Origin of the sequence: Histidinibacterium lentulum (assembly GCF_003789055.1) — a bacterium.
In the GTDB taxonomy this organism is placed as follows: Bacteria; Pseudomonadota; Alphaproteobacteria; order Rhodobacterales; family Rhodobacteraceae; genus Oceanicola; species Oceanicola lentulus.
Map to the genome: position 1 here is coordinate 51068 of NZ_ML119081.1, position 22204 is coordinate 73271.

Here is a 22204-nt window from a genome sequence, read left to right on the forward strand (position 1 = left end):
AGCGCTTAGCGAGCCAGAGGCTCGGTCGCCGCGGCGATTTCGCGGCACGTCTCGTCGTCCAGCGGCAGGATTGGGCGGGGAGGGTCGCAGTCGGTCAGGCCCATCTGCCGCGCCATCGCATAAACCACCCGCAGCGAGCCATGGGCTTTGAAGAGCGCCCAGAGCGGGGCAAGCTCTTCATCAATCCGGCGGGCCTCCGCCGCATTGCCTGCCATCGCCGCCGCAGTCAGCCGCAATGCGATCTCGGGGAGGATCCCGCCAATCACGCTATACCACGTATTTGCACCAGCCAGCAGCGCCTCGGCGCAGCCCCAGTCCCCGCTGTAGCCAATGGCAAAGTCTGCAGGCAGCGTGCTGCGCAGCCGGGCCAGATCGCTGGCGAGACTGCCTTGCGCGGGCAACGGCATCTTGATTGCAGCGATCCGGGGTACCTGCGCCAGTCGCTGTATTAGCGCGACGTCGAAGTTGAAATGCGTGGTGCTGGGATTGTTGTAAATGCACAGCGGCAGATCGCTTGCGGTCGCAACGGCGCTGTAATGGGCGTAGGCCTCATCCTGAGTCAGAGGCGTGTAGCTGACCGCAGGCAGCAGCACAGCATTTGCACCAGCCTCCGCCGCATCGCGGGCCAATGCACAGGCCTCGTCGGTGCGCAGCGCTCCGACCCCAACCATCAGCGACACACTGCTGCCCAGCACATCAGCCGCCACAGACACCGCCCGGCGTCGTTCTGCGCGCGTCAGATACGCGAATGTGCCGGTGCTGCCTAGCAGGCCCACCGAACCAAGATCGGGTCGCCGCAACTGCTCCAGCACCCGAACAAGCGCGTCGGTCTGCACGCGCCCGTCCCCGGTAGCCGGCGTGATTGGAAAGGCGGACAGACCAGTAAAGTTCATCTCGATAGCCCTCAAGGCACGGTAGTCAAACCCATGGTGACGCCACAAATCCCTCGGAATGGCAAGGCGCCCCCCACGGCGGCACCCAAGGCTGCAGCTAATCCTGACCGAGTAATCCCGGTTGCGCGCGCGTGGCTCGGCACACCGTACCACGACCAAGCCAGCCTGTGCGGCGTCGGCTGCGACTGCCTTGGGCTGGCCCGGGGCGTCTGGCGCGAGGTCGTCGGCCCAGAGCCATTCCCGATCCCGCCCTACAGCCGCGACTGGGGCGAGACCGGTCCGTGCGAGGTTCTGGCCGAGGGCGCACGCCGGATGATGATCGAGGTGTCGCCCGCCGAGGCAGGCCCCGGCGCGCTGGTCCTCTTCCGCATGAAGCCCCGCGCCATCGCCAAGCATGTCGGGATCCTGACCGGGCCCGACAGCTTCCTCCATGCCTACGAGCGGCTCGGCGTCATCGAGGAACCGCTGACGCAATCCTGGCGACGGCGCATCGCCTTCGCCTTCCTGTTCCCGCAACGCTGAGACCCCGACATGGCCACCCTCGTTCTCGGTGCCGCTGGCGCCGCCATTGGCGGTTCGATCGGCGGCGCGATCCTCGGCGTCAGCGCCGCCACCATCGGCGGCTTCATCGGCTCCACCGTCGGCTCGGTCGTGGACAGCTGGATCATCTCATCACTGGCGCCGACCCAGCGGATCGAGGGCGCGCGGCTCGACACGCTGCGCATCACCTCGGCCACCGAGGGCGCGGTCATCCCGCGGCTCTACGGCCGGATGCGGATGGGCGGCAACATCATCTGGGCGACGGATTTCCGCGAGGAGACGAAGACCACCACGCAGGGTGGCGGAAAGGGCGGCGGGGGCGGCAAGGTCAAGACGACCGAGTATCTGTACTACGCCTCTTTTGCCGTGGCGCTCTGCGAGGGGCCGATCACCGGCATCGGCCGCATCTGGGCCGACGGCAAGCCGATGGACCTCTCCGGCGTCACCTGGCGCTGGTATCCGGGCGACGAGGCACAGACCGCTGACCCGTTCATCGCCGCGAGGATGGGCGCGGCCAGCACGCCGGCCTATCGCGGCACGGCCTATGTCGTCTTCGAGGAACTGGCGCTGTCCACCTACGGCAACCGGTTGCCGCAACTGTCGTTCGAGGTGTTCCGGCCGCTGGCCGATCCCGACACCGCCGAAGGGCTGACCCGCGCCGTCACCATGATCCCTGCCTCGGGCGAGTTCACCTACGCCACGCAGGCCATCCGCAAGACCGATGGTGGCGCGACGGTGCCCGAGAACCTGAACGCGCTGGCCGACTCCACCGACATGGTCGAAGCGCTCGATCGCCTGCAGGCGATGGCGCCAGCGGTCGAGAGCGTCAGCCTCGTCGTCGCCTGGTTCGGCGACGACCTGCGCGCGGGATCGTGCAAGGTGCGGCCGGGCGTCGAGGTGTCCGCCAAGTCGACCACGCCCGCCAGCTGGTCGGTGAATGGCGTCAGCCGCGCCAGCGCCTTCCTCGTCAGCCGCGACGATCAGGACCGCCCCGTCTATGGCGGCACGCCGTCGGACTTCGCGGTGGTGCAGGCGATCCAGGAGATGAAGGCGCGCGGGCTGCGGGTCACCTTCTATCCCTTCATCCTGATGGACGTGCCGCCCGGCAACACCCTGCCGAACCCGTATTCCGACAACTCCGCCGGGACGGGCCAGCCCGCCTTTCCCTGGCGCGGCCGGATCACCTGTTCGCCCGCGGCCGGTTTCGCCGGGACGGTGGACAAGACCGCCACGGCCGCAAGCCAGGTCGCGGCGCTGTTCGGTGCGGCCACGCCCGCCAGCTTCAGCGTGGCGGGACAGTCGGTTTCGTGGACCGGGCCTGCGGGCGATTGGGGTCTGCGCCGCATGGTGCTGCACTACGCCCATCTCTGCGCGGCGGCGGGCGGGGTCGATGCGTTCCTGATCGGCACCGAGATGCCCGGGCTCACGACGATCCGCTCGGGCGCCAGTACCTATCCGGCGGTGCAGGCCTATCGGGACCTGCTCGCGGATGTCCGCTCGATCCTCGGTGCCGGGACGAAGATCGGATACGCGGCGGACTGGTCGGAATACTTTGGCCACCAGCCGGGCGACGGCTCGAGCGACGTGTTCTTCCACCTCGATCCGCTCTGGGCCGATCCGGAGATCGATTTCGTCGGGATCGACAACTATATGCCGCTCTCCGACTGGCGTGACGGGTTCGAGCATCTCGACGCGGCCGAGGGCTGGCCCGCCATCTACGACCGGGCCTACCTGCAGGGGAACATCGCGGGCGGCGAAGGTTTCGACTGGTTCTACGCCAGCGCGGCGGATCGGTCGGCGCAGGTTCGGACAGCCATCACGGACGGCGCGGCGGGCAAGCCGTGGGTCTTCCGCTACAAGGATCTGCGCGCCTGGTGGTCGAACACGCATTACGACCGCCCGGGCGGAGTCGAGAGCGCGACACCGACGGCGTGGGCGCCGCAGTCCAAGCCGATCTGGTTCACCGAGCTGGGCTGCCCGGCCATCGACCGTGGCACCAACCAGCCGAACGTCTTCTTCGATCCGAAGTCGTCCGAGAGTTTCACGCCACATTTCTCGCGGGGCTGGCGGGATGACGCCATTCAGCGGGCCTATCTGGAGGCAACGTACCTCTGGTGGGGCACCGCGGCGAACAACCCTGTTTCCTCAGTCTACGGCGGCCGCATGGTGCACGCCCCCGAATGCGCCGCCTGGACCTGGGACGCGCGGCCGTACCCATTCTTTCCGGCGCTGACCGACGTCTGGACAGACGGGGCGAACTGGCGGCTCGGCCATTGGCTGACGGGGCGGCTCGGCGCGGTGTCGCTGGCCGCACTGGTCCGCCATCTCTGCCAGCGGGCGGGGCTCCCCGAGGATCGCATCGACGTCACCGGCCTCTGGGGCGCGGTCGAGGGCTACGCCATCACGGCGCTGGAAAGCCCGCGCGCCTCGATCACCACGCTGTCGCGCCATTTCGGCTTCGACGCGGTGGAGACCGAGGGAGTGATCCGCTTCGTGATGCGCGGCCGGGCCTCGGTCGTCACCCTCGGGCCAGACGATCTGGTGGCCCCCCGCGAGGGCGACGTGCTGGAGCTGACCCGCGGCCAGGAGACGGAACTGCCGCAGGCGTTGAAGTGGCAGGTCGCCCGCGCCGATGAGGACTACGACGCGGCCCTCGTCGAGGCGCGGCGCATCACGGTGGACACGACGCGCATTGCGTCCGAGTCCTTCCAGATGGCGGTGCCGCCCGAGGAGGCCGAGCGGCGCTGCCGCCGCGCGCTGATGGAGGCGTGGGTGGGGCGCGAGACCGCGGCGTTCCGTCTGCCGCCCTCGCGCCTCGCGCTCGATCCGGCCGACGCGATCCGGCTGGAGCATGACGGGCGGCTGGTCGATCTGCGGCTGGTCTCCATCGCCGACTCGGAGGCGCGCGGGATCGAGGCGGTCCGCCAGGACCGGGCGACCTACGATCTGCCACCCGGCGATCCCCGCGCAGCGTCGCTGACGCGCGCCGTCGTGTTCGGCGCGCCGGATGCGGTGCTGATGGATCTGCCGCAGCTGACCGAGGACCAGCCCGCGCATCGGCCGCTGGTCGCCGCCCATGCGGTTCCCTGGCCCGGCGAGGTGGCGGTGTTCCGCAGCCCCTCGACCGATGGCTTCGAACTGCTGACCACGTTTGGCAGCCGCGCCCGGATCGGGGCGTTGGCCTCGAATTTCTACGCGGGGCCCACCTCGCGCTTCGACCTCGGCAATGCGCTGGTGGTCGATCTGCTGACCGGCACGCTGGAGAGCGTCACGGATCTCACCCTGTTCGGCGGGGCGAACGCGCTGGCCGTGGAAACCGCGCCGGGGGTCTGGGAGATCGTGCAGGCGGGCGCGGCGGAGCTGCTGGCGCCGGGTCGATACCGCCTGACACGCCTGCTGCGCGGCCAGCGCGGGACCGAGGGCGCCATGGGCAACCCGGCTCCGGCAGGCGCGCGGGTCGTCGTGCTCGACGACAGCCTCGCGTCGCTGCCGATCGCCGAGGCCGATCTCGGCATCCCGTGGAACTGGCGCGTCGGCCCGGCGAGCCGTCCGGTCAGCGACGAGACCTATGTGGCGCAGGCCTTCGCGCCCGAGGGTGTCGGGCTGCGGCCGTTTTCTGTGGCCCATGTCGAACAGCCGTGGCGCAAGGCGCGCAGTCCCGGCGATCTGACGATCCGCTGGACACGCCGGTCCCGCGCGCTCTCGGCCGACAGCTGGGGCGGGCTCGAGGTGCCGCTGGCCGAGGAGCTCGAAGCCTACGAGGTCGAGATTCTCGACGGCGCCACATTGAAGCGGGTGCTGAGCACCGCCACCACCAGCGCGGTCTACACGGCCGCCCACCAGACCGCCGACTGGGGCGGGCCGCTCGGGCCCGGCGACACGCTCGACATCCGCATCCATCAGCTCTCCGCCCTTGTCGGGCGGGGTGCGCCCAAGGCTGTAACGCTGAGCTTCTGAGGTAGCGCAATGAGTTCTGGCACGGCGCGCGATCTACGTCGTAGGCTTGGGACATGCGCCCCGAGGACGAAGACTGGATTGCCGCCAAGCTTGCCAGAGTGATGGCCGTGGCCTGCGTGCGAAACACGCAGCTCGAAACCCTGCATGCCGGCCTCACGCCCGTTTCGCACACGGGTGATGGCAGCGACGTCATCGTGGAGGACGCCGCGGGCCGACGCATACCCTGGTCCGAGGTCTCGCGGATCAATGACGACGAGATGCGCGCGTTGATGCGCGAGATCGTGGATCGCCTCTACACCTTTCATCTGCGGATCGACGATCCGGCTTTCCGGGCCGAGATCGATCGCTGGGCCGCGATGACCGCAAAGTGGGACGCGCCGAAGCCCGATCCGGTGCTCTCGGCCATCCCAGCGGAGACGCCCGAACGCGGGTAGCCCGCCACCGCCGATCGCCGCGCCATTCTCCGCCGCCTGCCATGCAGGCGGCGTTCTTCGTTCTGGAGACCGCCCATGTCCGACGCCACGACCCATCTCCTCCTGCCCTACATCATGGCGGCGCAGGCCCAGAAGCATGTCACGCACAACGAGGCGCTGCGGCTGCTCGACGGGCTCGTCCAGCTCTCCGTTCTCGACCGGGACCTGACCGCGCCGCCCGGCTCGCCCGCCGATGGCGACCGCTACATCGTCGGGTCGGGCGCGACCGGCGACTGGGCGGGCTGGGACCTGAACGTCGCGCTCTGGACGGACGGCGCGTGGCTGCGTCTGCCGCCTCGGAGCGGGTGGCGGTCATGGGTCGAGGACGAGGGACTGCTGCTGGTCTACGACGGCGCGGGCTGGGTCGGCACCACACCGGCGGCATTGCAGAACCTGGCGCTCCTCGGGGTCGGCACGACGGCCGATACATCGAACCCGTTCTCAGCCAAGCTCAATGCCGCGCTCTGGACCGCGAAGACCGTGGCCGAGGGCGGCACCGGCGATCTGTTCTACACCATGAACAAGGAGGCCGCCGCAGACGATCTCGGGCTGACCCTGCAGACCGGCTTCGTAACCAAGGCGCTGGTCGGGCTGTTCGGCTCCGACCGCTTTCGGCTCGCGGTCTCTGCTGACGGCAGCACCTTCTTCGACGGGCTCAGCGTCGACAACGCGAACGGCATCGTCGATCTGCCCCGGCTGCCGCGGTTCAAGGCGTACACCAACTACGACAACTACGTCGGAGTCGGCACCTGGACGAAGATCGGCCTCAATAACACCGACTACAACGATCAAGGCGCGTTCGACGCCGCGAACAACCACTTCGTGGCCCCGGTGGACGGCACCTACCTCTTCGGCGCGACGCTGCTCTACAAGATCAACGCCAGCGCCACGGCCCGCATGCGCGGGCGGCTGGTCCTGAACGGCACCACCGAAATCCGCGGCTCCCTCGGCGAAATCTCCGCCACCCATGTCTCGCTCGCCACCGCCATCTGGCTGCAGACCATGGTGCCCCTCACCGCGGGCGATACCGTCGAGCTCCAGGGGTATTTTCGGGTCGCGGACGGGTATTTCGCTGCCGATCACACGTCCCTCTGGGGCTGCAAGGTCGGCTGAGCGGCGGAAGGAGGATCAGATGACACCACCCCGATCCGAAGGCTTCGTGCGCATGCCCGACGCCGAGTTCGAAGCGATCCTGACCCGGGCGGCCGAGGAAGGCGCGAAGCGTGCGCTCGCCGATGTCGGCCTCGACGGCGACGAGGCCGCGCTCGACATCCGCGATCTGCGCTCCCTGGTCGACTGCATCCGTCTGGTGCGACGCACCGCCATGCAGACCGCCGTCCGCATGATTACCACCGGCGTCATGCTGGCGCTGCTCGCCGGCATCGCCATCAAGCTCAAGATCTTCGGCGGCAACCCGTAGCCGCGCACATCCCCATTCATCAGCCCGCAATGACCCGCCCTCGAGGCGGGGTGAGCCGTGGTCTGCCCGACAGGCAGACGGGAAGGTCCAGTGGACCTTCCCGAACGGCGAACGCACCGAGCCCCTGCGAGGGGCCGGAAACTTGTTTTTCGGAGGACCCCCATGACGACGACCTTCCACCGCCATTGGCGCGACGTGCCGGAGAGCACCTGGCGCTGGCCGAATTTCAGCCCGGCCGAAATCGCCTGCCGGGGCACCGGCAAGCTGCTCATCAACGAACCCGCGCTCGACAAGCTGCAGGCGCTGCGCGACCGGCTTGGCAAGCCGCTGATCGTCCGCTCGGCCTATCGCAGTCCCGAGCACAACCGCGCCGTGGGCGGCGCCACCCGCTCGAAGCACCTCGACGGCGCCGCGTTCGACATCGCCATGGCGAACCACGACCCGGCGGCGTTCGAGGCGGCGGCGCGGGACGTCGGGTTCCTAGGCTTCGGCTTCTACCCGCGCTCGGGCTTCATGCATGTCGACCTTGGCCCCGCGCGGCAGTGGGGCGAGCGTTTCCCGGTACGGGCGACGGCATTTGCAGCTGAGACACCACCCGCGCGGGAGGTGCTGGCCGACAGCCGTACGATGAAAGGTGGCGGGGCGGCTGGCGTGGCGACGCTGGGTGCGGCCGGGATCGAGGTGGCGCAGAGCGTCCTGGCCGAGACCCAGACCGCCATCCTGCCGCTCGTGCCGTATCTCGACACCCTGCGCTGGGTGTTCATCGCCGTGGCGCTCGGCGGGATCGCGGCCACGATCTACGCGCGGCTCGACGATTGGAAACGGGGGCGGCGATGATCGGCGCCTTGCTCGGCGGGATCGCCGCCAGCCCGTGGATGCGGTCGGCGCTGCGCTACGGCGCCATCGTCCTCGCCGTGCTCCTGTTCCTGCTTGCGCTTAGGCGGTCCGGCGAGCGCGCGGGGCGGCTGGCTGAACGCCTTACAACCACGGAGAAGGCCAATGACGTGCAACGCCAGATGCTGGAAGCGGCGGCTCGCCGTCCTCGCGATCGTTACGAGCTTGCTGAGCGGCTGCGCAACGGTCGGTTCTGAGGGTGGAGCGTTGGGGGCCTGTCCGGCCGTTGTCGAGTACAGCCGGGAGTTCCAAGCGCGGGCGGCCGACGAACTGGCCCTGTTGCCGGAGCGGTCTGCCATCGCGGAGATGCTGGCGGACTATGCCGTGATGAGGGAACAGGCGAGGAGCGGATTACCGCCTCGATTCAGAGGGCTTTTGCGACAAAGCGCTCCGCATCTCCGACGGTAGCGATCGCCTCCACATCTTCATCGGATATCTCAATGCCGAATTCCTTTTCGAACGCCATAGCGAGTTCCACGGTATCCAGACTGTCCGCACCAAGGTCGTCTTTAAAGGACGTCTCGGGAACGAGTTTCGCGGCTTCCACGTCGAATTTCGACGCAAGAATCTTCCTGACGCGTTCCGGAATATCGCCCATGGCTCGATTCCTCTTCCATTACGCTTGGTCACGCGAGCGCAGCGCATAGGCGGCAACCGGGCTGATGGGGTCAGCTGGCCAGCAGGTTGTCTGTTTGCGCCATGGCCATCGTTACCATGAAGTTCTCCGCGAACAACCCGACGATGTGCAGTTGTTGGCTACAGGTCCAGATGCTCGAGACTGATACCGCGCTGCTCCGCACTGGCTCGGACGGCAGCGCGGATACTCTCGTTTCTCGAGAGCAGACGCCGGAAGCGGGCCTCGTCCAGAACCAACAACGTCGAGTGGCTGATCGCGGTGACCTGCGTCCGGCGCGTCTGACGGCTCAGGAGAGAGAGCTGCCCGAACATGTCGCCACGGCCCAGCCGGCTCTTCTGCCCTGCGGTTTCTACCTCTACCGCCCCCGAGGCAATGAAACAAACCTCCCGCGGCGTTTCGCCCTTGCGCATGAGCACCTCGCCCGGTTGGACATACCTGGCCTTCAGCGATCCTGCCAGACGTTCGCGCTGCTTGTCGTCCATTCCCGAGAATAGTGGAAACTGGCGGACCAACTCGGCCTTTTGAACTGCAAGGTCGAGTGCCGGACGGGCCTCGACGCGCAATCGCTTCGCGGCTAGCTCCTGCTTCAGGGTGGTATGCAGTTCCTTGCCAATCAGCCCGTCGGCGAAGAGAATATCGTATTCCTGTTCCTCGAGCCGAAGCGAGGTTCGACGCAGGAAGCGTCGCTCGATTTCCTCTGCGTAACCTGGGTATTGCAGCCGAAGACCGTCGAGTGCGGTCTGTGTTTCCTCCTCGCGTCGGCCGAGAATCTCGTGCAGCAGGTCCGCGACGCGCCGTCCATGGATGCGCCGGATCTTGCCGTCGATGTAGCTGTGCAGATCGCGCAGCGTCAGGCGCTGGTTGAGAAGGATCTCGAATCGGTCCGCCGTCATGCGTGCCAACGGGCCGGAGAGGTGAAGCCGGTTGTGAAGCCTGGTCGCCAGTCTGTACCAGCCCCCTTGGGCGAGACTCATCCGGCCGGTGCTGCGGTAGGCGTCCCGTCCACCATTGCGGGTGCGCTCGATCAGCCGGTCCGCGTCCGACAGCATGCGTTCCGCAAGACGGGCCGAGATCTGCCGCTCCTTGAAGGCGTCGAGGATCATGTCCCGTTCGCGGCCAGCCAGCGCCACGAGGCCGAGCGTGATCCGATCCCGATCCGGGATTTCGTCCGACGCGGCCTGCATCGCAGAATCGAGACGCTCGGCGAAGCGCTTCGCTTCCGAGCGGACGATGTCACGGGTCAGTTCGTGCCGGTTCGCCGTGTTGGCCACAACTTCGCGGACGTTCTCGAGCGCGACGGCGATCACCTGGTTCGACAAGGCGCGATCGAGTGGCGCAAGTTTGGCAAGGCCAAGCAGCGAGACGATCCATCGCAGCGTCGTGCCCTGCACCAGCAGCGTGAACAGGGTGAACCCGGTCGCGAGTATGCCGACTTCCCGCTTGATGTCGGGGGGGACGCGGATGTTCTCGGTCACGGCCAAAGCCAGCGCAAGGGTGACGGCGCCGCGCAAGCCGCCCCAGAGGATCGCGATGCGGTAAGGGCCGTCCACCCGCGGCGAGAGCCGCAGCGAGGTCAGCAGGGGAAGCACGATGTAGAGCATGAACAATCGCGCCGCCGTCGCGGCCAGGATCACGACGCCGATCAGGTAGATGTCGTTGATCTCGATGTCGCCGAGCAGTCGCGGCACCAGAAGGGCGGCCAGAAGGAAGATGAGCGCTCCCGCCCAATGAGCCAGCACCTCCCAGATCTCGCGCAAATTTTCGAGATTGGCGGGAGAGAGCCGCCCCGGCGCCATATGGTTTAAAGTCATGCCCGCCATCACCACAGCGATCACGCCGGAGACGCCGAGGCCCTGATCCGCGACGAGGTAGGTCACATACGGGAGCGCCACGCTCAGCGAGATCTGCGCGAGCGGAAAGCGCTCAAGCCATGCGAGAACCGGCATCCAGAGGCGGGCGAGGAACCACCCGGTCCCGAGACCGCCGAGGATCAGGAGCGGAAAATCCACGAGTGCGTCGCGAGCCGTCGGGTTCGGCACGCCCAGCATCACGAAGGTCAGGAAGAACCCGAAGAGAGCGATGGCGGCCGCGTCGTTGAGAAGGCTCTCGCCCTCGACGATCCGGCTCAGCCGCTGGGGCGCGGCGACATTGCGGAAGATAGAGACGACCGCGGAAGGGTCGGTGGTAGCCACGATCGCCCCGAGCATCAGGCAGGCGACCAGCGGCAGGGTCGTGAAGGGCGTGAGCGCGAAGCCGATGGCGAAGGTCGCCACGACGACGGCAAGCACCGCCATGACGAGGATCGGCACCCAGTCATCGGCCATGCGCCTGAGGTTCAGACCCAGGGCAACCTGGAAGAGCAGCGTCGGCAGAAGCACATAGAGGAAGACGCTCGCCCGTATGCGGAATCCGAACGCCTCGATTTCGGGCGGCAGCTCGACGATGTCGCGGCCGTTCTCGATCAGGAACACGGCGCCGGTGCCGATCAAGACGCCGATGATGGCAAGCACCACCGTATAGGGCAGCCGAGTACGGTCGGCCAAAGGCTCGCTCAGGGAAATGACGATGAAGAGCGCGGCAACGATGCCGACGAGCGAGATGACATCCATGACATGGCCGGAGACCGCCAGTGCGGCTCTGATAGGTTGGAACCCGGGAGAACTCTCTTGCTAATGGGGTTTGCGGCCCCGCTCGTCAATCCTCGGCATGTGCTGCTCTCGCTGCAAGGCTTTGATCTGGCGTGTCAAAGGCACCTTTGCTGAGTCTCGGTCCGACCTGTCCGGCGAACGAGGCACCCGGTCGTGTGAAGGACGAGCAGCACTCCGTGAACCGCGCTGCGTGGACGCGGGGACGCCGGTGTGGTCCGACGCCGTCGTCTCACGGCGGTTTCGGGTTCTCCTGTCGGGGCTTTGGTGTCATATTCTTAAGGACTTGCCCCCCAATCAGAGAAACCGCCATCTCGATGCTGACTTCGATCCTCGCCGCCTCAGACCTGTCCTCCCGTTCGAAGCCGGCAGTTCAGCGGGCTGTTCAGCTTGCCGAAGAAGCTGGGGCGAAGCTCTGCGTATTGCACGTGGTCGAAGACGATCTGCTCGAGACCCGAATGCGTGACGAAATGCGCAGCGCCGAGGAGGCGTTGACGAAGCAACTCGATGGCTTCGGCCTTTCTCGCGGTGACGAGGTCGTGATTGCGACCGGTCATGCGTTCCATGTCATTGGTGAGACAGCGCGGGAACATTCCGCCGATCTGATCGTCATGGGCGCGCATCGCAGGCAATTCCTGCGCGATGTTTTCGTGGGAACCACGATCGAGCGGGTCACCCGTACGGCTGGCCTTCCGGTTCTCATGGCGAATTCGAAGGCGGGCGAGCGGTGGCGCAAGGTATTCATCGCAACCGACATGTCCGAGACATCAGGGCATGCGGCGCGCATTGCAAAATCGATTGGCTTGCTGGACGGCGCCGAAGTGACTTTCGTCCATGCCTACGCGCCGATCACGCGGCAGATGATGACCTATGCCGGCATCCCTGTAGAGCGGGTCCAAGAGGAAGCCGAGCGAGAGTTCGAGTCCACCCGGCGAGAAGTGGCGCATTTCATTCAGAGCCTTGAGATGGATGGACTGACCTATCACGCTCGGATCATCGAGGGGATTGGCGCTGAAGCCATTGCAGGGTTGGTGGGTCAGGCCAAACCCGATCTTCTGGTGATTGGAACGCGCGGGCTTTCCGGCGTGAAGCGCCTTTTCCTTGGAAGCGTTGCCCAGGAGCTCATGAGCAGTCTCGAGATAGACGTTCTCGCGGTGCCACCGCCAGTGTAGGCGGAACGTGCAGCTGAGGCGCAGACAGCCATGGGTTGTCCCGCAATCACGAGCGCATGAACTTGGCAGACCTTGAAAGGACCGCGCTAGATCCAGCTACGACCGACCAGAAGTCGCTCGTAGTCCGGGTTGAGCACTTCCCTTTGGTCGCGGGGATGCGGCATTGCGTGGGGTGACATCCTGGGATGCGTCGGATCACGCTTCTTCTCCCGCGGATGAGGTCTTGAGCCAAGCTGCTCGCGGGGGTGGGGTCGGTGCGCAACCGGAATCCCGAGGATGCATTCTGTTCTCGTCCACCTCGCGTGGATGAGCGAACCCCCTTTTATCGATGCCTCTGTCGCCGCCGGATTGCATGAATTATCAGGATCTTTCTCTGGATAATGAGTGACTGTATCTGCGTTTGGCAACGTGAGTGGCTGCGTAGCGTGTGTCAAGTTTGTCGGCTGGTCGCCGGATCTAAACTGTACGCACGACCTTCCACTCACTCCTTGGCAAAGCGGTCGCGTAGCAAGTGCTTCTCAACTTCGAGGAGCACGAAGCTCGCTGCACCGATTGCTAAGATGATGCCGCCTTCCACCAAAGTGAGCGGACGGGACCCGAAGATCGTGTTCATGAACGGCAGGTAGGTGAAAGCCAGTTGCCCGAGAATGACCGCGGCGAGCGCGATCAGCACGGCATTGGTGCCCTTCACGCCGGTCAGCGTGAACGAGGTCATGTGCAGGTACCGCACGCTGAACAGGTAGAAGATTTCCAGCACCACAAGCATGTTCACGACCATGGTGCGCGCCGTTTCCAGATCGCGTCCCTGACCGAGCACCCAGAAGAACACACCGAGCGAGATGCCAGCGAAGAGGAACGAGACGAACACGATCCGCCAAAGGATGAAGGGCGTCAGCAGTCCCGCGTCGGGCCTCCGTGGCTTTCGGCGCATCACGCCTGGTTCGGAGGGCTCGAACGCCAGCGCCAGCCCAAGCGTCGCGGCGAGAATGAGGTTCACCCAGAGGATCTGAACCGGGCTCATGGGCAGGGCGAACCCGAACAGGATGGCGACAACGACCGTAAGCGCCTCGCCGCCATTGGTCGGCAGCGTCCAGCCGACGACCTTGCGGATGTTGTCGTGCACCGTGCGCCCTTCCTGCACGGCGGCGACGATGGAGGCGAAGTTGTCGTCCATCAGCACCATTTCGGAGGACTGCTTGGCGGCCTCGGTGCCCTTGATGCCCATCGCGACGCCGACATCGGCCTGCTTGAGCGACGGTGCGTCGTTCACCCCGTCGCCGGTCATGGCCACCACGCGGCCCTCGGCCTGGAGCGCCTGCACGATGCGCAGCTTGTGCTCGGGGCTGGTCCGGGCAAAGACCGTGGTCTCACGCACTGCCTTCGTAAACTCCTCGCCTGACAGGCGGTCGAGATCGGATCCCGACAGCACGGCGGGGTTCTCCCCGAGCCCGAGCTGATGGGCGATCGCGCTGGCGGTGGCCGTGTGGTCGCCGGTGATCATCCGCACCTCGATCCCAGCCGACCGGCACTCGGCAATGGCCGCAATCGCCTCGGCGCGGGGCGGGTCGATGAAGCCCACGATGCCGAGGAAGACGAGGCCGCTCTCGACGTCCGGAAAGTCGATCCTGTCCGTCGTGTCGGTCACATGGCGCATGGCAAAGCCCAGCACGCGCTCCCCCTGCGCGGCGGCCTCGGCGATTCTGTCCGACCAGAAGCCGTGATCCAGCGGAGCCGCGCCCGCGGTTCCTTCTTGCCGGTCGCACATCGCGAGGACGGCCTCCGGGGCGCCCTTCACGAGGACCACATGCTCGCCCAGAGGCATCCGGTGCAGCGTCGCCATGAACCGGTGGCCTGCGTCGAACGGGATGTCGTCGAGCCGTGGCCACTCCGCCCGTTCGTTTTCCGGATCGAAGCTGGCCTTCAGCGCCAGCGTGACGAGGGCGCCCTCCATCGGGTCGCCCTCGACATGCCATTCGCCCCCGTCCACGCGCAGCCGCGCGTCGTTGCAGAGCAGCCCCGTGCGGATCAGCGACAGCGTGGTCGCATGACCTTCGGGCGCCCGTGACCCGCTGTCGTCGAACAGCCGGTGCTCGCCCGGATCGTAGCCCCCACCCTCCACGAAGGTGGCATGGCCCGGCGTGACGACCCGGCGCGCCGTCATCTCGTTGCGCGTCAGTGTCCCGGTCTTGTCCGAGCAGATCACGGAAGTGGCGCCCAGCGTCTCCACCGCGGGCAGGCGCCGGATCACCGCGTTGCGGGTGGCCATGCGCTGGACGCCGATGGCGAGCGTGATCGTGATGACCGCCGGCAGACCTTCCGGCACGAGGCTAACGGCCAGAGCGACCACGGCCATGAGCGCGTCACTCCAGCCGAAGTCGCGGAAGCCGACTGCGAAGGCGAAGAGAACCGCGGCGCCGATCAGGGCGAACCGGGTGAAGCGCTGGCCAAAGCGGTTAATCTGCCGCAGAAGCGGCGTCGTCAGTTCCTCCACGCTGCTTAGAAGTGCGCTGATGCGACCGATCTCGGTCTCGAGCCCGGTCGCGCAGACAACGCCCGTGCCTTGCCCCGTCGCCACCAAGGTGCCGGAAAAGGCCATCGAGGTCCGGTCGCCCAAAGCGGCGGAGGCCAACACCGGGTCCGTAGTCTTGGTCGTCGCGACAGACTCGCCGGTCAGGATCGCCTCGTCCACCCGCAGGTTGCGGGCGCGCAGCAGCCGCAGATCGGCAGGTACGCGGTCACCCGCCTCGATGAGCACGACATCGCCCGGGACGAGGTCCGCCATGGGGACGCTGATCCGCTTGCCGTCCCGAAGGACGCTGGCTTTGGGCGCGATCATGTCGCGGATCGCCGCAAGCGCGCTCTCAGCCTTGCCCTCCTGGATGAAGCCGACGATGGCGTTCACCAGTATGACCGCAAGGATCACCCCGGTATCGATGACATGGCCCAGCGCCGCCGCTGCGGCCGCCCCAGCGAGCAGGAAGTAGATCAGAGCGTTGTTGAACTGGGACAGGAACCTCAGGAGCGGACTGCGCTTCGGCGGTTCGGGCAAGCGATTCGGGCCATGCTTCGCAAGGCGACGTGTGTATTCCCCGGTTTCGAGCCCGCTTGACCTGGAAGCGAGGACGTCCAGTGCCGCGGCCGAGGGCATTGCGTGATAGGCTAGAAGCTCTTTGTGGTTCGTCATCCCGGTCGGTCCGTCTTTCCTCTGCGCTGCATCACGATCAGGACGCCAGCTTCTCTTCCGTTTCGATGGACGGGATCTCGGTGCGCTCTTCCTCGGGGGCACCGCAGAGCAGTTCCACCGCGCGGTCGGCGGCATCCTGGAACGGCTCCAGCACCATGTCGGCGCCGGACGCGAACAGCTCCTCGGTGTCCCTCGGGTGATGGGACGCCACCGCGACGCGGCCGCGGAAACCGGAGGTGCGCGTCAGCTGGATCAGCGTCGTGCGCGTGTCCTCGTGGCTGAGGCCGGTCGGGTGAATCGGCACGGTCGAGACGATCCATTCCGCCCGCGACAACGGAAGCTCGGCCACGAACTCCGGATCGGTCGCGTCGCCGAACTCGGTCTCGAGACCAAGCTCGCGCCAGCGCCGAATGGCCAGCGGGTTGAAGTCCACTCCCAGGACCTTGATACCCCTCTTCTTCAGGCGGAGCCCGATCGCGGTGCCGAAGCGCCCCAGCCCGAAAATGATCACCTTGTGGCCGTCGTTGCGATGCGTCCCGGCCTCGGACGGCTCGCGCGGCGTGCCCTTGCGTTCGAACACGCCCAGGAACCTCTCGAACACGGCATAGAGCTGATGCGAATAGGTGATCATGTAGGTCGAGGCGGCGATGGTCACGAGGCCGACCATGGTGACGAGGCCGAGCGCGTCTTCCTGCACATGGCCGAGCGATACCCCCATGGCGACGAAGATCAGGGAGAATTCGCTGATCTGCGCCACTGTAAGGCCCGCGAGGAAGCCCGTGCGCTTGCGGTAGCCCATCGCCCCCATGATCGCGAGCACGATGAGCGGGTTGCCGATCAGCACGAAGAGCGAGAAGATGATCGCCCCGCTGACATGCGCGCCGAGGAGGGAAAGATCGAGCGCGGAGCCGAGCGCGATGAAGAAGAACAGCAGCAGGAAGTCGCGCAGAGGTGCGAGCCGCGCCGCAATGGTCTCACGATAGGGGGTCGAGGCGAGCGCGACGCCTGCCAAAAGGCCGCCCACCTCCTTGCCGAGCCCCACGATGTCGCCCGCCGCCGCGAACATCGCCGCCATGGCGATGGCGAAGATCACGAGCAACTCGGGCGCGTGCGCCAGCCGCTCGGTCAGAGGATTGGCGACGTAGCGGACGAAGAGCACGACAAGCACCACCATTGCCACGCCCGAGGCCAGAACCAGCGGAACCGACCCGCCGCCATGGCCGCCATCCGCCGCACCGATGCCGATGGCCGAGAGCACGATCATCGCCAGCACAACGACGAGGTCCTGCACGATCAGGAAGCCAAGCGCGATCTGCCCATGCAGGCTGTCGATCTCGCGTTTGTCCGACAGCAGCTTCACGATGATGATGGTGGAGGAGAAGGTGAGCGCGACGGCGACGTAGAGGCTGGTGATATGCCCGAGCCCGAGCGCGAGCCCGATGAGGTAGCCGAAGATCGACGTGAACGCGACCTGGCCGAGCCCGGTCAGGAGCGAGACCGCACCGAGGGAGCGGATGAGCTTCACGTCGAGCTTGATGCCGACGAGGAACAGGAGGACTGCAATGCCGAGCTCGGACAACAGGCTGATCTGCTCGTCCGACCGAACAAGGTCCAGCGCCGAGGGCCCTGCGATCAGGCCAACCGCGATGAAGCTGACGATCAGCGGCTGGCGCAGGATGATCCCGAGGAAGCCTACCACCGCCGCCAAAACGAGCAGTGCAGCGATCTCCGCAAACGGCGACTGAACGATTACTTCCATCAATTCTTCTGTTCCTTCGTCTTCTGTGCCGCTGCCTCCTCCGGAGACGTGTTCGTGCCGCCGTTTGGCCTAGCGGCGGGCCGCGTCGCGTGACCTTCCAGGAAGGCGTCGAGGTCCTCCGGACCGATCCGCCATCCCTTGCCGATATCGATCGCCCGGAGCTCGCCGTCCTTGATCGTAAGCATCCGGCGTAGGCCGCGGTCAGGCGGCTTGGCTGCTTTCTGAAGTTCGCCAGTTCCACGGGAGCAGGTTCGGCACCTGGGAGGCGGTCGTGCCGGGTAACTGGGCGAGGACATCGGCGAGCCAGGCCTGAGGGTCGATGTCGTTCATCTTCGCGGTGACGATCAGGGAATACATGAAGGCGGCGCGGTCGCCGCCGCGCTCGGATCCGGCGAAGAGCCATGACTTCCGGCCGAGGGCCACGCCGCGGAGCGCACGTTCGGCCGCGTTGTTCGTGAGGCAGACCCGGCCATCCTCGAGGAAGCGGGTGAAGGCGCCCCAACGGTCTTTCCTGAACATGTAGCCGATCGCCTTGGCGACGGGGTTGTGCTTCGACATGGTGCCGAGCTCGGCCCGCATCCAGTCGTGCAGGTCCTCGACCAGCGGCCGGGAGAGCCGTTGCCGGGCCTCGAGCCGTGATGTGGCGTCCAGCCCGTTGAACTGGCGTTCGATGTCGAAGAGGGCGTCGATCTTCGCCACCGCCTCCAGCGCGACGGGCGATATGTCATGGGCGGGCTTGCCCTTGCGGACGGTCCCCTTGATATCGGCGAGTTCGAAGAACTTGCGCCGGGCGTGGCTCCAGCACAGCGCGCTGATGACCGGCCCGGGGTCGCGGTCTCCGCGATAGAGGTCGTTGTATCCGCCGTAGGCATCGGCCTGGAGGATGCCCTGCCACCCCGCGAGATGCCGGTTGGGATGGGCCATCTCCCGGTCACGGGAGAAGTGGAACAGCGCGGCCGGAGGAGCGCCGCCGGCAAAGGGACGATCGTCCCGGACATAGGTCCAGAGCCGCGCCGTCCGGGTTCCGCCCTTCGCCAGGAGCGGCACCGTCGTATCATCGCCGTGCAGTCGCTCGGCTGCCAGGACATGAGCCCGGATCAGCCCGTGGATCGGCTCCAGCGCAGCGGCGCAGGTGCCGACCTGGTCGGCCAAGGTCGACAGGCTCAGATCGACGCCCTCCCGGGCATAGCGCTCGGCCTGGCGGTTCAACGGCTGGTGCTGCCCGAACTTCTCGAAGAGGATCGTGGCCAGCAGGTTCGGCCCAGCCCACCCTCTCGGGGTTGCATGGAACGGGGCCGGCGGTTGGCTGATCTTCTCGCAGGCGCGACAGGTGAACTTCTCGCGGACCGTCTGGATCACCTTCCACTGCCGGGGGATCACCTCCAGCGTCTCGGTGATATCCTCCCCCATCTTCACGATGCGGTCGGAGCCGCAGCAGGCGCAGGCGGTCGGCGCCTCGATCACCACGCGCTCGCGGGGCAGATGCTCCGGGAAGGGCTTGCGAGCCGGGCGGCGACGTTCGAAGCCGGCGACCGGGGTTGTCTTGGTCGCCTTCTCCGCGGTGATCTCGTCCTCGGTGGCGGCGGCTTCGAGCTCCTCGAGCTGCAACTCCATCTGATCGAGCAGGCGGGCGCGGCGTTCCGAGCTGTGGCCGTATTGATCCCGCCGCAGCCTGGCGATCTCGAGCCTGAGGTGCTTGATCATCGCCTCGGAGGTCGAGACGACCGCACGGGCCTGCGCCAACTCGCTCTCGGCTGTCTCTGCACGGGCCTCCGCGGTCTCGACGCGCGCCTCGGACGCCGCGAGGGCGGCCCGCAATCTGGCAATCTCCAAAGCGGCATCCGACATGCCGCATTCTACGCCACGCCGCTGGAAAGGCACAATAAAATAGGGCGATCAGGCGAACTTATCCCGCCTTCGTGGGCCGCTGCGTCCAACGTGGATTGCGCCAGTCGATCCCCTCAAGCAGGTAGCCGAGTTGGGCCGCGGAGATCCGAACCGCCTCGCCGCTCCCGCTGGTCGGCCAGATGAACTTCCCCGCCTCGAGGCGCTTCGTGTAGAGCGACATCCCCACACCGTCATGCCAGAGCAGCTTGACCAGGTCGCCTCTACGCCCGCGGAAGCAGAAGATCTCGCCGGCATGCGGATCGCGCCCGAGCCCCTGCTGGACCTGCAACGCCAGCGTGTTCATCCCGCGCCGCATGTCTGTCACCCCGCCGGCGATCCACACGCGCACCCCCGCCGGGAAGGCGATCATCGGCCGTCCAGCACCGGAAGGAGCCGCGCCAGCATCTCCGGGTCCACCGTCGACGGGACGAAGAGCCGACGCCCGTTTCGCAGCATGACCTCGAGCCGCACATCAGGGCGGTTGCGGGCCGCGGCCGGAGCAGCCGCGGGCATTGCCGAAGGCACTTCCGGCGAGAGCGACAGCGGGAGGAAGGCCGGCCGCGTCTCGTCACACAACCCCCCCTCGCGAAACTGCCGCCGCCAGATCGTCAGCAGAGAGCGCGACACACCATGCCGCCGAGCCGTCGCAGCCACCTGGCGATGACCCAGAAAGCTCTCCTTCACGATCCGGATCTTGTCCGCATCACTCCAATGCCGCCGCCGCGGCACATCCGCGGCGGAAAGGATTTCGATCTTGGGTCTGAACCTATGGTCGGCCATAAGGTCGGACTTAGCACCGGCGTCGCAGTCCCGTCAGACGGCTTCCGCCGGAGGGTTACCCTTGATCCAGCGTCGTACGGTGACCTCGTTGACCTGAAGGAGGTCCGCGACCTCCTTGACGGTCCGATATTGCTCGCGTGACATGCTGGCGCCTTTTCACCGAGTTTGGCTTAAGATAGCGTATTATAGGATAGCTGAGATGATTCAGACAGAGCTTGATGCGTCGCACCGCATCGCTCACAAGCGCGAGGCCATGGCCCGGGACCGGAGACGATGAAGAAAATCATGGTGGCCACGGACTTTTCGGAGCGGTCGGATCGGGCGCTGCGGCGCGCGACCCTTCTGGCCCGCCAGTTCGAAGCCACCATGCTGCTGGTGCACGTTGTCGACGACGATCAGCCGCGCCGGATTGTGGACGCCGAGCGCGACGAGGCCTTGACGCTGCTTCGCCAGATGGCCGCCACGCTGCGGAACGTGGACGGCGTGATCTGCGAGACGCGTGTCATCCTCGCGTCCCCATTCGTCGGCATCGCGCAAGCCGTGGCGGACGCGACGCCGGACTTTCTCGTCATCGGCCCGCATCGACGCCAGGTGCTCAGGGACGTGTTCCTCGGCACCACGGCGGAGCGGACGATCCGGTCGGTGGATTGTCCGGTCCTGATGGTGAACGCCACACCGGCAGGGCACTACCGCCACGTGTTGCAGACGACGGACCTGTCCGACCGCTCGCGCGACGCGTTGCTGCGGTTCCAGTCGCTGGGGCTTGCCGACCATGCCCGGACGTCGCTGCTTCATGTCTTTGATGCTCCTGCGCTCCGTCTTGCCTTCAGCCATTCGATCCCGAAAGACGATCAGAAGCACTACCTCGAGGATGAACAGCGCGACGCTTCCCTCGATCTTGCTCGCTTCCTCTCCTCGACAGATCTGGGCCGCCTGAGGCAGATCGTGCGCTACGAGGCTGCGCCGGCGCCGCACGAAATCCTGAAGGCGGCCGGTGAAGAGCAGGCGGACCTGATCGTGGTGTCGACGCATGGCCGAAGCGGACTGGCCAAGATGCTCATCGGCAGTGTGACGGAGCAGGTGCTCAAGACAGCACAGATCGACGTCCTCGCCATTCCCCCGCAACGCAGAGCATGAGCGAGGCGTCGGCTTTGGCAACGTCGATGACGGGTCGCAGGCTAGTCCTCAAGTGCCAGCCAGATCTGCCGTGAGACCGTCCGCGGTCCGCGGAGCGCCTCCCGCAGGGTCATGAGGCGTTGTTCGAGGGGCGGCGAAGCGCCAGCTTTTTCAGTGCTGTGAGCCTCGAAGAGAACCTTGCGTTCACCGTCTACCTCCACGAGGGACCACTTCTCATGCCGCGATTCGCCGCCTTCACCGCGCGACCGTTCATGCAGCGTCCTGATGCGGGTCAGCGAGCGGGGAGGCGCGTGGAACTGTCGTCCGCCGCCTGTCATGTCCCGAGCAGCGGATTGCCGAAGATCACCGCGAGCAGATTGCCGACCTGGATCCCCAGCAGATGCAGGAAGATCGCCTCCACGAACGCCATCGACCAAACCCGTCTGGCGAACATGCCGTCATAGTAGGACCAGACGACGGCGACGATGTAGGAAACGCCATTGAGCTTGAGGTTGGCTTCAGGATCCTCGCCGAGAAGCAGATAGAGCGCGGTTCCAAGCAGAACACCACGCCACATCAGCGCGCCGGTGGCACGAAGCGTGTCCGCGCTGATCCCGGTTCGCTGCAGTCGCTCTACGAACTCGCCGAAAAGTCTCGTGTTGTTCATGCTACATTCTTATCACAGTGCACCGGCGGACGCCACGTCGGTGGCGCGGCAATGCCAACGAACGTGCACGTGCGGCTAGACTGCCTGTCATCTGCCCTGCGGGAGGAAGGTCGACGGACCGCGCCATAATTGATCGGCGAAGCACGAAGTACAATTTTGGAATAAATGAAAACAATAAGT

General features: G+C 66.3%; 18 protein-coding genes. 9 read left to right on the forward strand and 9 right to left on the reverse strand.

Annotation, left to right across the window (positions count from 1 at the left end):
* Positions 1-5: 5 nt before the first annotated feature.
* Entirely contained in the window at positions 6-893 is an 888-nt protein-coding gene (locus EAT49_RS00265; RefSeq protein WP_123640232.1) for a dihydrodipicolinate synthase family protein, read from the reverse strand.
* A gap of 33 nt (positions 894-926) precedes the next feature.
* Here EAT49_RS00265 and EAT49_RS00270 point away from each other — a divergent pair, with 33 nt between their 5' ends.
* The 7 genes from EAT49_RS00270 to EAT49_RS00300 all read left to right on the forward strand — a co-directional run bounded on the left by EAT49_RS00270 (position 927) and on the right by EAT49_RS00300 (position 8374).
* Positions 927-1415: an NlpC/P60 family protein gene (locus EAT49_RS00270; protein ID WP_123640233.1), complete on the forward strand. Its 489-nt coding sequence runs from the start codon at positions 927-929 to the stop codon at positions 1413-1415.
* 9 nt (positions 1416-1424) lie between these two features.
* Positions 1425-5390: a baseplate multidomain protein megatron gene (locus tag EAT49_RS00275; RefSeq protein WP_123640234.1), complete on the forward strand. Its 3966-nt coding sequence runs from the start codon at positions 1425-1427 to the stop codon at positions 5388-5390.
* A gap of 53 nt (positions 5391-5443) precedes the next feature.
* Entirely contained in the window at positions 5444-5824 is a 381-nt protein-coding gene (locus EAT49_RS00280) for a hypothetical protein (RefSeq protein ID WP_185020592.1), read from the forward strand.
* A gap of 75 nt (positions 5825-5899) precedes the next feature.
* On the forward strand, positions 5900-6976 hold the full coding sequence (locus EAT49_RS00285; protein WP_123640235.1) for a DUF2793 domain-containing protein: 1077 nt from the start codon (positions 5900-5902) through the stop codon (positions 6974-6976).
* Positions 6977-6995: 19 nt separating this feature from the next.
* A complete protein-coding gene (locus EAT49_RS00290) occupies positions 6996-7283 on the forward strand; it encodes a DUF6127 family protein (protein ID WP_123640236.1) in 288 nt (95 codons plus the stop codon).
* Positions 7284-7445: 162 nt separating this feature from the next.
* Complete coding sequence (locus EAT49_RS00295) at positions 7446-8120, forward strand: YcbK family protein (RefSeq protein WP_123640237.1); 675 nt, start codon at positions 7446-7448, stop codon at positions 8118-8120.
* Positions 8117-8374 carry a hypothetical protein gene (locus EAT49_RS00300; RefSeq protein WP_123640238.1) on the forward strand — a complete coding sequence of 86 codons (258 nt, stop codon included), beginning with the start codon at positions 8117-8119 and terminating at the stop codon, positions 8372-8374. The genes EAT49_RS00295 and EAT49_RS00300 overlap by 4 nt, the downstream gene beginning before the upstream one ends.
* A 167-nt stretch (positions 8375-8541) precedes the next feature.
* On the opposite strand, the gene EAT49_RS00310 is transcribed toward EAT49_RS00300, so the two are convergent.
* Positions 8542-8775, reverse strand: coding sequence for an acyl carrier protein (locus EAT49_RS00310; RefSeq protein ID WP_123640240.1), 234 nt, complete (start codon positions 8773-8775; stop codon positions 8542-8544).
* Between the two features lie 158 nt (positions 8776-8933).
* Positions 8934-11423, reverse strand: a complete 2490-nt coding sequence (locus EAT49_RS00315; RefSeq protein WP_123640241.1) for a cation:proton antiporter — start codon at positions 11421-11423, stop codon at positions 8934-8936.
* Between the two features lie 353 nt (positions 11424-11776).
* Between EAT49_RS00315 and EAT49_RS00320 the strand changes: the two genes are divergently transcribed.
* Positions 11777-12631, forward strand: a complete 855-nt coding sequence (locus tag EAT49_RS00320) for a universal stress protein (protein ID WP_123640242.1) — start codon at positions 11777-11779, stop codon at positions 12629-12631.
* A gap of 481 nt (positions 12632-13112) precedes the next feature.
* Here the strand turns inward: EAT49_RS00320 and EAT49_RS00325 are convergent, their stop codons facing one another.
* The 5 genes from EAT49_RS00325 to tnpA all read right to left on the reverse strand — a co-directional run bounded on the left by EAT49_RS00325 (position 13113) and on the right by tnpA (position 20145).
* A complete protein-coding gene (locus tag EAT49_RS00325; RefSeq protein WP_221181409.1) occupies positions 13113-15815 on the reverse strand; it encodes a cation-transporting P-type ATPase in 2703 nt (900 codons plus the stop codon).
* A gap of 37 nt (positions 15816-15852) precedes the next feature.
* Positions 15853-17574, reverse strand: a complete 1722-nt coding sequence (locus tag EAT49_RS00330) for a cation:proton antiporter (protein ID WP_185020593.1) — start codon at positions 17572-17574, stop codon at positions 15853-15855.
* A 201-nt stretch (positions 17575-17775) separates the two neighbouring features.
* Positions 17776-19422 carry an IS66 family transposase gene (tnpC, locus tag EAT49_RS00340; protein WP_123640244.1) on the reverse strand — a complete coding sequence of 549 codons (1647 nt, stop codon included), beginning with the start codon at positions 19420-19422 and terminating at the stop codon, positions 17776-17778.
* Positions 19423-19480: 58 nt separating this feature from the next.
* Positions 19481-19831: an IS66 family insertion sequence element accessory protein TnpB gene (tnpB, locus tag EAT49_RS00345; protein WP_123640245.1), complete on the reverse strand. Its 351-nt coding sequence runs from the start codon at positions 19829-19831 to the stop codon at positions 19481-19483.
* Entirely contained in the window at positions 19828-20145 is a 318-nt protein-coding gene (gene tnpA, locus EAT49_RS00350) for an IS66-like element accessory protein TnpA (protein ID WP_246003710.1), read from the reverse strand. Before tnpA ends, tnpB begins: the two co-directional genes overlap by 4 nt.
* Positions 20146-20514: 369 nt before the next feature.
* On the opposite strand from tnpA, the gene EAT49_RS00355 reads away from it, so the two are divergent.
* Positions 20515-21378 carry a universal stress protein gene (locus EAT49_RS00355; RefSeq protein ID WP_123640247.1) on the forward strand — a complete coding sequence of 288 codons (864 nt, stop codon included), beginning with the start codon at positions 20515-20517 and terminating at the stop codon, positions 21376-21378.
* A gap of 313 nt (positions 21379-21691) precedes the next feature.
* Here the strand turns inward: EAT49_RS00355 and EAT49_RS00360 are convergent, their stop codons facing one another.
* Positions 21692-22024, reverse strand: a complete 333-nt coding sequence (locus EAT49_RS00360) for a hypothetical protein (protein WP_123640248.1) — start codon at positions 22022-22024, stop codon at positions 21692-21694.
* Positions 22025-22204 lie beyond the last annotated feature (180 nt).

What these genes read in the sequence shown, in the direction of transcription:
- EAT49_RS00315 (WP_123640241.1), bottom strand. Translation starts at nt 11,423, where the DNA reads ATGGATGTCATCTCGCTCGTCGGCATCGTTGCCGCGCTCTTCATCGTC.
- EAT49_RS00300 (WP_123640238.1), top strand. Translation starts at nt 8,117, where the DNA reads ATGATCGGCGCCTTGCTCGGCGGGATCGCCGCCAGCCCGTGGATGCGG.
- EAT49_RS00290 (WP_123640236.1), top strand. Translation starts at nt 6,996, where the DNA reads ATGACACCACCCCGATCCGAAGGCTTCGTGCGCATGCCCGACGCCGAG.
- tnpB (WP_123640245.1), bottom strand. Translation starts at nt 19,831, where the DNA reads ATGATCGCCTTCCCGGCGGGGGTGCGCGTGTGGATCGCCGGCGGGGTG.
- tnpC (WP_123640244.1), bottom strand. Translation starts at nt 19,422, where the DNA reads ATGTCGGATGCCGCTTTGGAGATTGCCAGATTGCGGGCCGCCCTCGCG.
- EAT49_RS00310 (WP_123640240.1), bottom strand. Translation starts at nt 8,775, where the DNA reads ATGGGCGATATTCCGGAACGCGTCAGGAAGATTCTTGCGTCGAAATTC.
- EAT49_RS00265 (WP_123640232.1), bottom strand. Translation starts at nt 893, where the DNA reads ATGAACTTTACTGGTCTGTCCGCCTTTCCAATCACGCCGGCTACCGGG.
- EAT49_RS00270 (WP_123640233.1), top strand. Translation starts at nt 927, where the DNA reads ATGGTGACGCCACAAATCCCTCGGAATGGCAAGGCGCCCCCCACGGCG.
- EAT49_RS00285 (WP_123640235.1), top strand. Translation starts at nt 5,900, where the DNA reads ATGTCCGACGCCACGACCCATCTCCTCCTGCCCTACATCATGGCGGCG.
- EAT49_RS00325 (WP_221181409.1), bottom strand. Translation starts at nt 15,815, where the DNA reads ATGACGAACCACAAAGAGCTTCTAGCCTATCACGCAATGCCCTCGGCC.
- EAT49_RS00320 (WP_123640242.1), top strand. Translation starts at nt 11,777, where the DNA reads ATGCTGACTTCGATCCTCGCCGCCTCAGACCTGTCCTCCCGTTCGAAG.
- EAT49_RS00275 (WP_123640234.1), top strand. Translation starts at nt 1,425, where the DNA reads ATGGCCACCCTCGTTCTCGGTGCCGCTGGCGCCGCCATTGGCGGTTCG.
- EAT49_RS00355 (WP_123640247.1), top strand. Translation starts at nt 20,515, where the DNA reads ATGAAGAAAATCATGGTGGCCACGGACTTTTCGGAGCGGTCGGATCGG.
- EAT49_RS00295 (WP_123640237.1), top strand. Translation starts at nt 7,446, where the DNA reads ATGACGACGACCTTCCACCGCCATTGGCGCGACGTGCCGGAGAGCACC.
- EAT49_RS00360 (WP_123640248.1), bottom strand. Translation starts at nt 22,024, where the DNA reads ATGAACAACACGAGACTTTTCGGCGAGTTCGTAGAGCGACTGCAGCGA.
- EAT49_RS00330 (WP_185020593.1), bottom strand. Translation starts at nt 17,574, where the DNA reads ATGGAAGTAATCGTTCAGTCGCCGTTTGCGGAGATCGCTGCACTGCTC.
- EAT49_RS00280 (WP_185020592.1), top strand. Translation starts at nt 5,444, where the DNA reads ATGCGCCCCGAGGACGAAGACTGGATTGCCGCCAAGCTTGCCAGAGTG.